Raw genomic sequence first — 15,310 nt, 5'->3', positions numbered from 1 at the left:
GCAATGGCCCTCCATCTCCACCGCGCCGAACGCACCGACCTGCTCGCCGACGCTCTCGGCGCCCTGCTGGCCAACCCCCAGGCCGACCCATTCGCCGAGGAGCTGGTGCTGGTGCCCGCGCGCGGCGTGGAGCGCTGGCTCAGTCAGCGGTTGTCGCACGCGCTGGGGTCCGGGCCCGCCGGCGGCGACGGGGTGTGCGCGGGCGTGGCGTTCCGCAGTCCGGCATCGTTGATAGCGGAAATCACCGGCACCGTCGACGACGACCCGTGGGCGCCGGAGGCGATGACGTGGCCGCTGCTGGAGGTCATCGACTGCAGCCTCGACGAGCCGTGGTGCGTAACGCTGGCAACACATTTGGGCCACTTCCACAGCGGCGAGGAGTCGGAGCTGCGCCGGGCCCGACGGTATGCGACGGCGCGCCGGCTGGCGGGGCTATTCGCGTCGTACGCCCGGCAGCGGCCGCAATTGCTGGCCGACTGGCTGGCGGGCGACACGGAAAACCTGGACGAGGACCTGCGCTGGCAGCCGGAGCTGTGGCGGGCGCTGGTCGGGCGCGTGCAAGCGGACCCCCCGCACGTGCGCCACGAAAAGACCGTAGGGCGGCTGCGGGAAGGGCCGAGTGACCTGCCGGCGCGGCTGTCGCTGTTCGGGCACACCCGCCTGGCGTGCACCGACGTGCAGTTGCTCGACGCGCTGGCGACCCACCACGACCTGCACCTGTGGCTGCCGCATCCCAGCGACGAACTCTGGCGGGCGCTGGCCGGCGCCCACGGCGCGATCCCCCGCCGCGCCGACGTCAGCCACCGCGACGTGCGACACCCGCTGCTGGCGACGCTCGGGCGGGACCTGCGCGAGCTTCAACGCAGCCTGCCGACGGATCCGCGGACCGACGAATATCTTCCCGGCCCGGGGCGCCCCGACACGCTGCTCGGCTGGCTGCAGTCCGACATCGCGGCCAATGCCGTTCGGCCCCATGGGCGCAAGCTCGCCGCGGACGACCGCTCCGTCCAGATACACAGCTGCCACGGCCCGGCCCGGCAGGTCGACGTGCTGCGCGAGGTGCTGCTCGGCCTCCTGCAGGACGACCCGACGCTTCAGCCGCGCGACATCCTGGTGATGTGCCCGGACATCGAGACCTACGCGGCGCTGATCGTCGCCGACTTCGGCCTCGGCGACGTGGTGCACGGCGCGCATCCCGCCCACCGCTTGCGGGTGCGGCTTGCCGACCGCTCGCCGAGCCAGACCAATCCGCTGCTCGGCGTGGCCGCGCAGCTGCTGGCGCTGGCGGGCAGCCGGGTGACCGCCAGCGAGGTGCTCGACTTCGCCGAGGCCGCACCGGTGCGCGCCTGCTTCGCCTTCACCGACGACGACCTGGAGGCCATCGCCCGCTGGGTCCGGCAGGCGAACATCCGCTGGGGCTTCGACCAGGAGCACCGGCGGCCGTATCACGTCGACTTCGTGCACAACACTTGGCGTTTCGGCATCGACCGGGTGCTGACCGGAGTCGCGATGTCGGACGACTCGCACGCCTGGATTGACGCCACCCTCCCCCTCGACGACGTCAGCAGCAACCGCGTCCAGTTGGCCGGGCAGTTGGCCGAATTCGTCTGCCGGCTGCAACACGTCGTCGACTCGCTCACCGGGGCGCGGCCGCTGCGCGAGTGGCTGGCCGCCCTCACCGAGGGGATCACCCTGCTGGCCCGCGTCGACGATACGGACCTCTGGCAGACCAGCCAGATGCAGCGTGAGTTCGCCCAGGTGCTGGCCGACGCCGGCCCGCGCGCGGACACCGTGTTGCGGCTGCCCGACATCCGCGCCCTGCTCGACCGACATCTCTCCGGGCGCCCGACTCGGGCCAACTTCCGCACCGGCACGCTGACGGTGTGCACGATGGTGCCGATGCGCTCGGTGCCGCACCGGGTGGTGTGCCTCGTCGGCCTCGACGACGGGGTGTTCCCGCGCCTGGGCGTCGTCGACGGCGACGACGTGCTGGCGCGCAACCCGATGACCGGTGAACGCGACATCCGTTCGGAGGACCGGCAATTGCTGCTCGACGCCATCGGCGCGGCCACCGAGAAGCTGGTGATCACCTACACCGGCGCCAACGAATACTCCGGCCAGACGCGCCCGCCGGCGGTGCCGCTGGCCGAATTGCTGGACACCCTCGACATGACCGTGCCGGACGGCGTCCGCGAGCGCGTCCTCGTCGAGCATCCGTTGCAGCCGTTCGACATTGACAACGTCAAGCCCGGAGCCCTGGTGCCAAACGTCCCGTTCAGCTTCGACAAGACCGTGCTACGCGCGGCGCGAGTGGCCGGCGGCCAACGGGGCGAGCGGCCCCCGTTCATCTCCGGGCCGTTGCCGCCACCGCCGCCCGACGACGTGATCCTCGCCGACCTCGTCGACTTCTTCAAGGATCCGGTGAAGGGCTTCTTCCGCGCCCTGGAATTCACGCTGCCCCGCGACGTCGACGGGGTGCAGGACGCCATGCCCGTGGACCTCAACGCCCTCGAGGAGTGGACGGTCGGCGACCGGATGCTCGGCGACATCCTGCGCGGCATGACGCCCGACGACGCGCGCCAGGCCGAGTGGCGCCGGGGCACGCTGCCGCCGGGCCAGCTGGGCTGGCGCAAGGCGGCCGAGATTCGCGATCAAGCCGCCCTGCTCGCGACCGCAGCGCGGCGGCATCGGCGGGCGGACGCACGGGCCTACGACGTCGACGTCGAGCTCGGCCCCGGGCGCCGCCTCACCGGCACGGTGTCGCCGGTGTACGGCGATCGCCTGGTGTCGGTCACCTATTCCAGGTTGGACGGCAAGCACCTGCTCGAATCGTGGATCCCGTTGCTGGCGTTGATCGCTCACGACCCGGGCCGCGACTGGACGGCGGTGTGCCTCGGCCGCGCCCGGCGGGGCACCACCCCGCGGGAGGAGGGGCTGGGGCGGCCGGCAGGCGATCCCGTCGATGTGTTACGCGACCTGGTGGCGATCTACGACGCCGGGCGTCGGGAGCCGATTCCATTGCCCGTCAAGACATCCTATGCCTGGGCGGCCGCCCGGCATTGCGGCGACGACCCCGTCCGCGAGGCCGAATATCGCTGGAAATCCGCTAACTATCCGGGCGAGAACGAGGCCCCTGCGCACGTGCGGGCCTGGGGCCGGAACGCGCGGCTGGAGGACCTGATGCAGGCCCCGCGCCCCGGTGAGGAGTACGACGGCGAAGACACCCGGCTCGGGGCCTACGCCGCCCGGCTCTGGCTGCCGATGCTGCGCGCCGAGCGGAGGCCGACCTAGATGGAGCGCTTCGACCTGCTCGGCCCGCTGCCCGCCGACCGCTCGACCACGGTGCTGGAGGCCAGCGCGGGAACCGGCAAGACCTTCGCGCTGGCCGGGCTGGTGACCCGCTACCTCGCCGACGGCGCGGCGACGCTCGACCAGATGCTGCTCATCACCTTCGGCCGGGCCGCCAGCCAGGAACTGCGCGAGCGGGTGCGGTGTCAGATCGTCGCCGCCGTAACGGCATTCGAGGACCCGCGCTTGATCGGCGACAACGAGTTGGTCGCCCACCTGCTGGACGGCACCGACGAGGAGCGCGCGGCGCGCAGGCAGCGGCTCCGAGACGCGCTGGCCGGATTCGATGCGGCGACCATCGCGACCACCCACCAGTTCTGCCAGCTGGTGTTGCGCTCGCTCGGCGTGGCCGGCGACACCACCGCGAACGTGACCCTGATCGAGAGCCTCGACGAGCTCGTCACCGAAATCGTCGACGATCTGTATCTGTCCCACTTCGGCCAGCAGCGCGACGATCCGCCGCTGGCCTACCGCGACGCCCTGCGCCTGGCCCGCGAGGTGGCCAACAACCCGTCGGCGCAGCTGCGGCCGCTGGACCCCGAACCCGGCTCGCGGGCGGCGGTGTGCGTCGCATTCGCGAAAGATGTTCTCGCCGAGCTGGATACCCGCAAGCGGCAGTTGGGCGTCCTGAGCTACGACGACCTGTTGAGCCGGCTGGCGGACGCGCTGGCCACCGGCGATTCGCCCGCCCGCGTGCGGATGCATCAACGCTGGCCGATCGTGATGGTCGACGAGTTCCAGGACACCGACCCGGTGCAGTGGCAGGTCATCGATCGTGCGTTCAGCGGGCGCTCCACCGTCGTGCTGATCGGCGACCCGAAGCAGGCCATCTACGCGTTCCGCGGCGGCGACATCGACACCTACCTGCGGGCGGCCGAGACCGCGGGCGAGAGAAAGACGCTGGGCACCAACTGGCGCAGCGACGCGGCGCTGGTCGAACGCCTGCAGGTGGTGCTCCGCGGCGCCCAGCTCGGCGACCCCGCGATCGTGGTCGGCGAAGTCGAGGCGCACCATCAGGGTCACCGCCTTGCCGGTGCCCCCCACAACGATCCGTTCCGATTGCGGGTGGTGCCGCGAACGGCGTTGGGCCGCAGGGGCTTGGCGAACATGCCGATCGAGGATTTGCGGCGGCACATCGGCGCCGACCTGGCCGCCGACATCCGCGCCCTGCTCGCGGCCGGGCCGACCTTCGACGGCGAGCCGCTGCAGGCCCGCGACATCGCCGTGATCGTGGAAAGGCACAAGGATGCCGCCGCCTGCTTTCGGGCGCTGTGCGATGCGGGCATTCCGGCGGTATACACCGGCGACTCCGACGTCTTCACGTCGGACGCCGCCGAGGATTGGCTGTGCCTGCTGGAGGCGTTCGATCAACCGCACCGCCCCGGCATGGTCCGCGCCGCGGCGGCCACGATGTTCTTCGGCGAGACCGCGGAATCGCTAGCGGCCGGCGGTGACGCGCTGACCGACCGCGTCGCGGAAACGTTGCGGGAGTGGGCCGGGCACGCCCGCGAACGCGGTGTCGCGGCGATCTTCGAGGCCGCGCAGCTGCTGGGCATGGGTGATCGCGTGTTGTCCTGGCAGGACGGCGAGCGCCACCTGACCGACCTGGCACATATCACGCAGTTACTGGGAGACGTCGCGCACCGCGAGCACTACAGCCTGCCCGCGCTGCGCGACTGGCTGCGCCGCCAGCGCGACGAACGCAGCGGGTCGACCGAACGCAACCGGCGGCTCGACAGTGACGCGGCCGCCGTGCAGATCATGACGGTCTACGTGAGCAAGGGGCTGCAGTACCCGATCGTGTACCTGCCGTTCGCATTCAACCGCAGTGTGCCGAAACGCGACATTGTGCTGTTCCACGACGACAGGGTGCGCTGCCTGCACGTCGGCGGCAGCGACAGCCCCGACTTCCCGAGGGTCGAGACGCTCGGGCGTCAGGAGGACGCCGGCGACGCGAGCCGGCTCACCTACGTCGCGATGACCCGGGCGCAGTCGCAGGTGGTCGCGTGGTGGTCGCCGGCCTACGACGAGCCCAACGGCGGCCTGTCACGACTGCTGCGCGGCCGCCGGCCGGGCGAGTCGTACGTCCCCGACCGCTGTGAGCCCGCCAAGATCTCCGACGACGACGCGATGGCGCGGCTGCGGGAATGGGAGGCGGCGGGCGGCCCGGTGATCGAGGAGTCGGTGGTGGCCCGGGCCCTGCCGTCGATGCCGCCCGAGCCGGTGTCGTCGGACCTGGACTACCGCCACTTCCACCGCACCATCGACACCGATTGGCGGCGCACGTCCTACTCGGGTCTCATCCGGGTGACGGAAACCTCGGTCTCGGCCGGGGTGAGCAGCGAGCCCGAGATCACCGAGCTCGACGACGAATCCGGCGCGGTTCCATTGTCGGAGAACGCCTCCGGGCCGCAGCTGCCCTCGCCGATGGCAAACCTGCCGACGGGCGCGAAGTTCGGCACCCTGGTGCACGCGGTGCTGGAGACCGCCGACCCGCTGGCCGGCGATCTGGCGGCCGAGCTCGAGGCCCAGATCCGGAAGCACTCGGTGTGGTGGCCGGTCGACGTGGCGCCCGAGGTGCTGGCCGGTGCGCTGGTGCCGATGCACGACACCCCGTTGGGCCCGCTGGCCGGCGGTTTGACGCTGCGGCAGATCGGCCTGCGGGATCGGTTGCGGGAGTTGGATTTTGAGTTCCCGCTGGCCGGCGGCGATCTGCGCGCGGCGGCACCGGAGATTCTGTTGGCGGATGTGGGAGCGTTGTTGCGCGAGCAGTTGCCTGCCGGCGATGCGCTGGCCTCCTACGCCGATCGGTTGACGGGCCCGGTGCTGGGCAGCCAGTCGTTGCGCGGCTACCTCACCGGCTCGGTCGATGCCGTGTTGCGCATTCCCGACGGCGCGCGGCATCGCTATGTGGTGGTGGACTACAAGACCAACTGGCTCGGCGATCCGGAGCGGCCGCTGACGTCCGCGGATTACGACCGGCCGCGGCTAGCCGAGGCGATGCTGCACTCCGACTACCCGCTGCAGGCGCTGTTGTACAGCGTTGTGCTGCACCGGTTTCTGCGGTGGCGGGTGGCCGACTACGATCCCGCCCGCGATCTCGGGGGTGTCCTCTACCTCTTTGTACGCGGGATGTGCGGGGCGGACACGCCTCTCATCGACGGGCATCCGTCCGGGGTGTTCAGCTGGCGCCCGCCCTCGTCGCTGGTTGCGGGGTTGTCGGATCTGCTCGACGCGGGGTGGGCGGCCGCGTGACGGTGCAGGCGATCGATGGATTGCTGCGGCCATTTGGCGATGCCGGCGTCTTCGAGGCGGCGGATGTCCATGTGGCGCAGCGCCTTACCGCGCTCGCCGGCGAGCCCGACGAGCGGGTGGCGTTGGCGATCGCGCTCGTGGTGCGCGCGCTGCGGGGCGGTTCGGTGTGTGTGGACCTTCGGGCGGTGGCGGCGCAGCTCGGCATGGCCGAGCTCCCATGGCCCGGCGCCGACGATTGGCTGACCGCGGTGCGGGCCAGCCCATTGCTCGGATCGCCGCCCGCGCTGCGGCTGTTCGGTGACCTGCTCTACCTGGATCGATATTGGCTCGAGGAGGAGCAGGTGTGCGCCGACCTGTTGGCGCTCTCGGTATCCGGGTCGGTGGGCGGCGTGCCCGCCCTGGAGCGGCTCTTCCCGTCGCCACGGTACGACGAGCAACGAACGGCCGCCGAAATCGCGCTGTCGCAGGCGGTTACGGTGCTGACCGGGGGCCCCGGCACCGGCAAGACCACCACGGTGGCACGGCTGCTGGCGCTGCTGGTCGGCCAGGCCGAGCTCGCCGGCGTTCCGCGGCCCCGGATCGCGCTGGCCGCGCCGACCGGCAAGGCCGCGGCGCGGCTGGCCGAGGCGGTGGCCGCCGAGGTCGAGAATCTCGACGACGCGGCGGACCGGGCGCGCCTGGCCGGCCTGCGGGCCACCACGCTGCACCGGCTGCTGGGCGCACGGCCGGATACGTCGGTGCGGTTCAAGCACAATCGCGGCAACCGGCTGCCGCACGACGTCATCGTCGTCGACGAGACGTCGATGGTGTCGTTGACCATCATGGCCCGGCTGCTAGAGGCCGTGCGCCCGGACACCCGACTGATCCTGGTGGGCGATCCCGACCAGCTCGCCTCGGTGGAGGCCGGCGCCGTGCTCGCGGACCTGGTGGAGGGGCTGGCCGCCCGTCGCGACATCCGGGTGGCCGCCCTGCGCACGCCCCACCGATTCGGCGAGTCGATCGGCGCGCTGGCGGAAGCGATCCGGACCGGCGACCAAGACCGGGTGGTGGCGCTGCTGCGTGCCGGCGGGGAGCACGTCGAGTGGATCGACTCCGACCACCCGGCCGATCGGTTGCGCGAAATGCTGGTCTCCCACGCGCTGCGGGTGCGGGAGGCCGCGGTGCTCGGCGCCGCCGACGTGGCGTTGGCGACGCTCGACGAGCACCGGCTGTTGTGCGCGCACCGGCGCGGTCCGTACGGGGTGTCGCACTGGAACCGACAGGTGGAGCGCTGGCTCACCGAGGAGACGGGTCAGCCCGCTTTCTCGGCGTGGTACGCCGGCCGGCCATTGTTGGTGACCGCCAACGACTATGGGCTCAAGGTCTACAACGGCGACGCCGGGGTAGTGGTGGCCGGCCCCGACGGGCTGCGGGCCGTCATCGCCGGCGCCACCGGACCGCTGGACTTCGCCCCCAGCCGGCTGTCGGACATCGAGACCATGCACGCGATGACGATCCACAAGAGCCAGGGCAGCCAAGCCGCCGAGGTGACGGTCCTTATGCCGCCCGAGGATTCGCGGCTGCTGACCCGGGAGCTGTTCTACACCGCGGTGACCCGCGCCAAGGTCAAGGTCCGGGTGGTCGGTTCGGAGCCGTCGGTGCGCGCCGCGATCGGGCGGCGGGCGGTGCGGGCGAGCGGGCTGGCGCGCAGGCTGCAGACCGCTCGCTGACCTGCCCGCCGCAGGAGGTCAGTTTGCCGTTGGAATGAGCATCGCGACGTCGCTATGCAGGTGCGCCAGGCCGCTGTCGAGGGTCGCCAACTGACCATTGTGACTGCGCGCCAGTTGGGCGAGGTAAGCGTCGGTCACCTGTCGGTGGCCGACCACACCACCGACCGCCACATCAGCGAAAGAGACACTGTCGGGCCAGAATTCGTGGTTTTTTGCGTTCGCGACGGCGTGGATGACGTCGCGTGCTGTCGCCGCGGGTTGGCCCATCCGCACCAGGAACCGGACGAGACTCCCCTGTGTGATCGGGCACGTAGCGAAGCTAGCGTCGGACGACGCCAGCCAATCCGTTGCGGCGTCATGATGCACGTGTTCGGTGACGACCAGCGCGATCAGGACGTTCGCATCGAGCAGCGCCGTCACTCCTCATCCTCCAACGAGCGCACGTCCTCAGAGGTGACAACCGTGCCGACGCTCACCAACGGCAGTCCGGTCCTCGAATCCATGGCGATCGTGGTGGCGCTGCCCGCTCCCAGGCCGCGCCTGATGAGGTCGGCGACGGTCTGGCTCAGCGTGCGGTGCGTGTCTCGCGCGATCGCCAGTGCCTGACGATGCAGGTCATCCGGCAAATCGACGGTCGTGCGCACAATTAATCCTAGCATCAGTGCATCATGATGCGTCAATGCAGTCAGTTCACGCCGATTCATAGTGGCCCCTCCCGTACAGGTCACATGCCTCGACGAAGCGCGCCCACTCGCGGTCGCGCGGAAGGACTCCGGACTTGGCGAGCGCATCGTCGCTCACCACCAGACCGGGCCCGATGGGTGCGAGCAGCTTGGACAATTCGAGCACCTGCCCTGCCGGACTGTCCGTGAATCTCTGATACACCCGACTGCGGATCCGCGCCCGAGCTCTGTCGATCCCGTGGGCAAGATCCAGTTCCGGAAGCCGCAAGGCGCTTCCGCATCGAGCCGCCTGTTCCTCGAAACCGTCCTCCCAGCACTCAGTCCGCCATCCACTCCATAGCTCCGGCAGAGCCTGAAAAATGCCCATGGTGTCGGCGGTATGCCACGCTCCCAGCGTCTTTCGCGCAACGTCAATATGTACGCCGCCCTCCGGGATCTCGCCGAGCGCCAAGCTCTGAGCGCCGCGGCCCGGTAGCCTGCCCAGCAATGCGGGTCCGTGCCACGCCATGCTGAGGCCCCACCGCAGCGGCCACATGCGGACCTGTCCCGTGCCGTCGAGCACAGAAACAAGATGACACAGCGCGTTTCCATCGTCGGCAATCCGGAGGTTTGGTTGGCTGTCCCAGCTGTGCGGCGGCAATTTGGCGCCCACATATTCCGCGAGTTCGGCTGTTCCGTCGTATGCCCAACCGATGGAGTATCCCGGCCATACCGCGGCCAGCACGCCCATCAGTGCCCGGCGTTCGTTCATTTCCACCATCAGCTCGTCGCCGAAGAACAACACCCGGCCATGGTCGAGATCCACAACCGCGCCGCCATCAGCCCACAGCGGATCGACCCACTCGTCCTTGCGGCAACGCCGCAGTGATTGCGCATACCGTAGCGCCAGCTCGGGCCCGCCGATCAGCGCATCGAGTATGCGACAGCCCGCCCAATGTGAGTAATAGAGCCGCCAATCCCGATCCTGCACGACGACAAAGTTCGCCCTGTTTCCCATAGCAACCCGTCCCCTCTGACGCGATCCCTGGCATCGCGTCGCCCGCACCGAGTGTCCCGCCAGGGACCGACAAGCAAGGAACGCGCCTTCGTCACTGCCGGGTGCGGAAGAATTGCCAACAGCATGGTCGACAACGAGGAATCCCCACCTGTATCCCGGCGCCGCCACATCATCCGGCTCGCGGTGTTCGCCGCGTTCCTGGCCGTGATGTTCTACCTGGTGGCCATCGCGCGAGTCATCGACATCGAGGCGATACGACGCGCGGTCTCGGCGACGGGGCCGGCGGCGCCGCTGGCCTATGTCGTGGTGTCGGGGGTCCTCGGCGCGCTGTTCGTGCCGGGCTCGATCCTGGCGGCGGGCAGCGGGATGCTGTTCGGTCCGCTGCTCGGGGTCTTCGTGACGCTGGGCGCGGCGGTGGGCACCGCGGTGGTCGCGAGCCGCATCGGCCGCCGGGCCGGCCGGGACAGCGCGCGGGCCCTGCTGGGGCCGCAACGCGCCGAGCGCATCGACGCGATGATCGAACGGGGCGGGCTGTGGGCGGTCGTGGGGCAGCGATTCGTGCCGGGCATCTCCGACGCGCTCGCCTCCTACACGTTCGGGGCTTTCGGAGTTCCGTTGTGGCAGATGGCGGTGGGCTCGCTGATCGGTTCGGCGCCAAGGGCTTTCGCTTACACCGCGCTGGGCGCCTCCATCAGGCACCTGTCGTCGCCGCTGGCGTATGCGGCGATCGCGGTGTGGTGCGTGAGCGCCATCATCGGCGCGTTCGCCGCGCGGCACGGATTTCGGAAATGGCGGGCGCATGCCCGGGGCGGCGCCGACGAGAAGGCGTAGGGGCTTCAGCCCGCCGGTCGGCTGAGCGTGGGATCACCGAAGGTGCAACTTTCCCTCGGCGCAAAGCGGCTACGCGCGCTGCGCCGCCACGAACAAGTTCCCCGGCACCTGGTCGGCGACCTCGGCGGGGGCCTTGCGGCCGTAGGAGGCCATCAGCTCGTCGGCCGACTTCACCGTCACCGCCCAGCCGTGGCGAGCGAACCAGTCGCCGACCTCTTCGCGCTCCTCGAAGTAGAACAGTTCCTCGTTGTTGGGGATCTGGCGCTGCGGATCTAGCTTGGTCACCAGTGCGCGGATGCGCTCCATCCGCGCGCGGCGGTTCGCGCGGAACTCGGGGTCGAGGAACTTCGGCCCCAGCGCTTCCACGGCGACCCGGCTGCCGTCGGCGGCGAGCGCGTCGACGCGTTCGAAGAGGAGGTCCTGGGCCGCGGCGGGCAGATAGGGCATCAGGCCCTCGGCCGACCAGGCGCTGGGCGCCGAGGCGTCAAAACCGGCCTGCCGCAACGCCGTCGGCCAATCCTGACGCAGGTCCACCGGGACGGCGATGCGATTGCAGGCGGGCTGCGCCCCGTGCTCGTCCAACGTTGACGATTTGAACTCCAGCACCCGCGGCTGGTCGAGCTCGTACACCGTGACGCCGTCCGGCCAGGGCAGCCGCCACGCGCGCGAGTCCAAACCCGCCGCCAGGATAACCGCCTGGCGGATGCCCGCCTCGCTGGCGGCGACGAAGAACTGGTCGAAAAACGCCGTGCGGCAAGCCATATAGCCGACCATCGCCTTCATCTGCAACTGCAGACTCGGTTCGGCCGCAAGGACCTCGGCGGGCAGCTGGGACGCGGAATACCAGTTCCACAGCCCGTCGCCGGCGGCGTCGAGGAAAACCCGCGCGAACGGATCGCTGATCAACGGGTTCTCGCTCTCGGTTTCCACCGCGCGCGCCGAGGCCACGCCCAACGCCGTCGCCCCCACGCTTTCGGTGATCTCCCAGCTGTCGTTGTCGGTCCTTGCCACGCTCACTCCCTCTCGCTACGCTCGGCGGCCACGAAAAGCGTCTTCGGGGCGGCGTCTTCGACGTCCTGCGGGGGCCGACGGTCGTAGCGGGCCATCAGCTCCTCAGCGGGCGTGACCGTGACGTCCCAGCCGTGCCGGCGCAGCCAGTCCCCCACGTCCTCGCGCTCCTCGAAGTACCACAGGTCCTGGACGTCGGGGATTTCGCGGTCGGGCTCCAGCCGGGCCATCAGGTCGCGGATCCGCTGCATCGTCTCGCGTTGCTTCGCGTGCGCGGCCTCGTCGAGGAAGTCCGGACCATGCGCTTCCACAGCGATCCGGCTGCCGGCGGCGCCCAGCGCGTGGACGCGCTCGAAGAGCAGCTCCTCGGCGGCCGCCGGCAAGAACGGCAGCAGCCCCTCGGCCGACCATGCGCTCGGCACCGACGGGTCAAACCCCGCCTGCCGCAACGCGGCCGGCCAGTCGTGGCGCAGGTCGATCGGGACGTGCACCAGGTTGCACGTGGGCTCGGCGCCGTGCTCGCGCAGCGTCGAGGACTTGAACTCCAGCACACCGGGCTGATCGAGCTCGTACACCGTGACGCCGTCGGGCCAGGGCAACCGCCACGCCCGCGAGTCCAGGCCCGCGGCCAGGATCACCACATGGCGCACGCCCGCGCGGGTCGCGTCGAGGAAGAACTGATCGAAAAACGCCGTCCGGGCGGCCATGTAGTCGACCATTCGCTTCATCCGGGGCACCAGGTCCGGTTCGGCCTCGGCGATCTCGGCGGGCAGGTCCGGCGCCGCGAACCAGTTCCACATTCCCTCGCCGGCGGCGTCCAGGAAGACCCGCGCGAACGGGTCGCTGATCAGCGGGTTGCCGCTCTCGGTTTCCGCCGCGCGGGCCGCCGCGACGCCCAGCGCCGTGGCGCCGACGCTCTCGGTGATCTCCCAGGTGTCGTTGTCGGTTCTGGTCACCCTCGTGTCCCCCAATTCGACTAGCTCAACTACCTATATACCTTCGCCGACCCTACGCGCGTCTCATGTGAGCAAGCTGTCCGCGAGGTTCATCCACGCTGGCGCCCAGGTATCCGGTTAAGGTCTCGACATGCGGGTTGACGGGCGCGAAATCAGCGTTTCGGGCAACCTGCTGCAACCGATCACCCGGCGAACCAACGACATCCTTCGGCTCGCCGCGACCGTGGTGTTCTTCGCGATCGTGATCGCCGGCTCGCTGATCACCCGGCCGCAATGGGTGGCGCTGGAGAAGTCCATCTCCGAGATCGTCGGGGTGCTGACGCCAACCCAATCCGATCTCGTGTACCTGGTATACGGCATCGCGATCCTGGCTCTGCCGTTCGCGATCCTGTTCGGTTTGATCGCCGCGCGGCAATGGAAAATGCTCGGCGCCTACGCGGCCGCGGCTCTCCTCGCGGTACTCCCGCTCTCGATAAGCGGCACCGGCATCTCGGCGCCCCGCTGGCATTTCGACCTCACGGACCGGCCCCAAACCGCGCTGGCCCAGATCCTCGACGACCCGCGGTGGATCGCGATGCTCGCGGCCGTCCTGACCGTCTCGGGTCCCTGGCTGCCCGCGCGCTGGCGGCACTGGTGGTGGACGCTGCTGCTGGCCTTCGTGCCGATCCACCTGTTCATCAGCGCCATCGTCCCGGCGCGCTCGTTGCTCGGGCTCGCGGTCGGGTGGTTCGTCGGCGCGCTGGTGGTGCTGGTCGTCGGCACCCCCGCCCTCGAGGTGCCCCTGGAGGCCACGGTGCGCGCGCTGGCCAAACGCGGACGCGTGGTCTCCGAGCTTCGGGTGGTCCGGCCCGCCGGGCCGGGGCCGCTCGTGCTGTCGGCGGCCTGCTGGGATTCCGATTCGGCCGCCGACGAGGCGTTGATCGAGTTGTACGGCCCGCACCAGCGCAGCGGCGGCGCGTTGGTTCAGCTGTGGCGCAAGCTGCGGCTCCGGGCCAGGGAGACCGCGCCCCTGGTGGCGTCGATGCGCCGCGCCGTCGAGCATCGCGCGCTGATGGCCATCGCCATCGGTGATTTGGGCCTGGCGAACACGTCGACAATCGCCGTGGCCCCCCTCGACCGGGGCTGGATGTTGTACTCCCACAAGCCCATTCGGGGGACGACACTCGACCACTGCGCCATGACGACCCCGGTCGAGCGCTCGTGGGAATCGCTACGCGCCCTCAACGACCACCAGATCTCCCATGGCGACCTGCGAGCGACCACGATCACCGTCGACGACGGAACGGTCCTCTTCGGCGGGTTCGGCAACGCCGAGTACGGGGCCACCGAGACCCAGCTCCAGTCCGACATCGCACAACTGTTGGTGACGACGTCGGCGCTGTACGACGCGGAGTCCGCGGTGGGCGCGGCGATCGACGCGTTCGGCAAGGACACCGTGCTCGCCGCTTCGCGCCGGCTCACCAAAACGGCGATGCCCAAACAGATCCGGCGATCGATCGTCGATGCCGGCGCCGTCATATCCGGCACCCGCGCCGAGGTGAAGCGTCAAACCGGCGCGGACCAGATCAAGACCGAAACGATCACCCGGTTCACCCGCAGGCAGGTCATTCAGCTGGTGCTGCTGGTCGCACTGGTCTACGTCGCGTACCCGTTCATCAGCACCGTGCCGACGTTCGTTTCCCAGGTGAGTAGGGCGAACTGGTGGTGGGCACTGCTGGGCCTGGTGATATCGGCGCTGACATACGTGGGCGCGGCGGCTGCCTTATGGGCGAGCGCCGACGAATCGGTGGTCTTCTGGAAGCTGTCAATAGCCCAGGTGGCCAACACTTTTGCCGCGACCACGACACCGGCCGGGGTCGGCGGCCTCGCCCTCAGCACGCGGTATCTGCAGAAGGGCGGCGGGCTGTCCGCGGTGCGGGCCACCACCGCGGTGGCGATGCAGCAAGCGGTGCAGGTGATCATGCACCTGGTGTTGCTGATCCTGTTCAGCACCGTCGCGGGCGCGTCGATGGACCTTGGGCACTACGTCCCGAGCGCCACGGTGCTGTACCTGATCGCGGGTGTCGCGCTCGGCATCGTCGGCACCTTTCTGTTGGTGCCGAGGCTGCGGCGATGGCTGGCGACCGACTTGCGTCCGAGGGTGAAGGAGGTGGCCGGCGACCTCGCGGAGGTTGCCCGGGAACCGAAGCGGCTGGGGTTGATCGTGCTCGGGTGCGCCGGGACGACTCTCGGTGCGGCGCTGGCGCTTTGGACCAGCGTCCAAGCGTTCGGCGGCGGCGCCTCGTTCGTCACCTGCACGGTGGTGACGATGGTCGGCGGAACGCTGGCCTCGGCCGCCCCGACACCCGGCGGTGTCGGCGCCGTCGAGGCCGCCCTGATCGGTGGCCTGGCCGCGTTCGGCATCCCCGCCGCCGTCGGCGTGCCGTCGGTCCTGCTCTACCGCGTGCTGACCTGCTGGCTGCCCGTGTTCGCCGGGTGGCCGGTGATGCGGTGGCTGACCGAGAACGAAATGATCTGACCGGA

Annotated in this window: 10 protein-coding genes; 5 read left to right on the top strand and 5 right to left on the bottom strand. The window is 70.1% G+C overall.

Annotated elements, in window-relative coordinates; translation table 11 throughout:
• The first annotated feature begins 3 nt into the window (after positions 1 to 3).
• From recC to recD, 3 genes are read left to right on the top strand one after another with little or no spacing between them, the layout of a single operon-like run.
• Positions 4 to 3,291 (top strand): exodeoxyribonuclease V subunit gamma, encoded by a 3,288-nt coding sequence (recC, locus tag AC5Y4S_RS00135; protein WP_500029111.1) that lies wholly within the window; start codon positions 4 to 6, stop codon positions 3,289 to 3,291.
• A complete protein-coding gene (gene recB / locus AC5Y4S_RS00130; RefSeq protein WP_500029110.1) occupies positions 3,292 to 6,603 on the top strand; it encodes an exodeoxyribonuclease V subunit beta in 3,312 nt (1,103 codons plus the stop codon). It abuts the gene before it with no gap.
• On the top strand, positions 6,588 to 8,312 hold the full coding sequence (gene recD / locus AC5Y4S_RS00125; protein ID WP_500029109.1) for an exodeoxyribonuclease V subunit alpha: 1,725 nt from the start codon (positions 6,588 to 6,590) through the stop codon (positions 8,310 to 8,312). Before recB ends, recD begins: the two co-directional genes overlap by 16 nt.
• A gap of 18 nt (positions 8,313 to 8,330) precedes the next feature.
• On the opposite strand, the gene AC5Y4S_RS00120 is transcribed toward recD, so the two are convergent.
• From AC5Y4S_RS00120 to AC5Y4S_RS00110, 3 genes are read right to left on the bottom strand one after another with little or no spacing between them, the layout of a single operon-like run.
• Entirely contained in the window at positions 8,331 to 8,732 is a 402-nt protein-coding gene (locus AC5Y4S_RS00120; protein ID WP_500029108.1) for a TA system VapC family ribonuclease toxin, read from the bottom strand.
• Positions 8,729 to 8,956: an antitoxin gene (locus tag AC5Y4S_RS00115; protein ID WP_500029107.1), complete on the bottom strand. Its 228-nt coding sequence runs from the start codon at positions 8,954 to 8,956 to the stop codon at positions 8,729 to 8,731. The genes AC5Y4S_RS00120 and AC5Y4S_RS00115 overlap by 4 nt, the downstream gene beginning before the upstream one ends.
• Before the next feature lie 46 nt (positions 8,957 to 9,002).
• A complete protein-coding gene (locus AC5Y4S_RS00110; RefSeq protein ID WP_500029106.1) occupies positions 9,003 to 9,992 on the bottom strand; it encodes a hypothetical protein in 990 nt (329 codons plus the stop codon).
• Between the two features lie 123 nt (positions 9,993 to 10,115).
• Here AC5Y4S_RS00110 and AC5Y4S_RS00105 point away from each other — a divergent pair, with 123 nt between their 5' ends.
• The gene (locus tag AC5Y4S_RS00105) at positions 10,116 to 10,823 is read left to right on the top strand and encodes a TVP38/TMEM64 family protein (protein WP_500029103.1); all 708 of its coding nucleotides are present in this window, start codon (positions 10,116 to 10,118) and stop codon (positions 10,821 to 10,823) included.
• 69 nt (positions 10,824 to 10,892) lie between these two features.
• Here the strand turns inward: AC5Y4S_RS00105 and AC5Y4S_RS00100 are convergent, their stop codons facing one another.
• Both AC5Y4S_RS00100 and AC5Y4S_RS00095 read right to left on the bottom strand, forming a co-directional pair.
• Positions 10,893 to 11,834: a class I SAM-dependent methyltransferase gene (locus AC5Y4S_RS00100; protein WP_500029101.1), complete on the bottom strand. Its 942-nt coding sequence runs from the start codon at positions 11,832 to 11,834 to the stop codon at positions 10,893 to 10,895.
• 2 nt (positions 11,835 to 11,836) lie between these two features.
• Positions 11,837 to 12,787: a class I SAM-dependent methyltransferase gene (locus AC5Y4S_RS00095; protein WP_500029099.1), complete on the bottom strand. Its 951-nt coding sequence runs from the start codon at positions 12,785 to 12,787 to the stop codon at positions 11,837 to 11,839.
• 130 nt (positions 12,788 to 12,917) lie between these two features.
• Between AC5Y4S_RS00095 and AC5Y4S_RS00090 the strand changes: the two genes are divergently transcribed.
• Positions 12,918 to 15,305 carry a flippase-like domain-containing protein gene (locus AC5Y4S_RS00090; RefSeq protein WP_500029098.1) on the top strand — a complete coding sequence of 796 codons (2,388 nt, stop codon included), beginning with the start codon at positions 12,918 to 12,920 and terminating at the stop codon, positions 15,303 to 15,305.
• Positions 15,306 to 15,310: the final 5 nt, after the last annotated feature.

The sequence above is a fragment of the Mycobacterium sp. NGS64 genome (assembly GCF_059812245.1).
Note: the sequence above shows the minus strand (reverse complement) of the source record. Positions and strands in the feature narration are given on the sequence as shown.

Bases quoted from the DNA above. Each gene is read 5' to 3' on its own strand.
- recC (WP_500029111.1), top strand. From the start codon at position 4: ATGGCCCTCCATCTCCACCGCGCCGAACGCACCGACCTGCTCGCCGAC.
- AC5Y4S_RS00090 (WP_500029098.1), top strand. From the start codon at position 12,918: ATGCGGGTTGACGGGCGCGAAATCAGCGTTTCGGGCAACCTGCTGCAA.
- AC5Y4S_RS00105 (WP_500029103.1), top strand. From the start codon at position 10,116: ATGGTCGACAACGAGGAATCCCCACCTGTATCCCGGCGCCGCCACATC.
- AC5Y4S_RS00110 (WP_500029106.1), bottom strand. From the start codon at position 9,992: ATGGGAAACAGGGCGAACTTTGTCGTCGTGCAGGATCGGGATTGGCGG.
- recB (WP_500029110.1), top strand. From the start codon at position 3,292: ATGGAGCGCTTCGACCTGCTCGGCCCGCTGCCCGCCGACCGCTCGACC.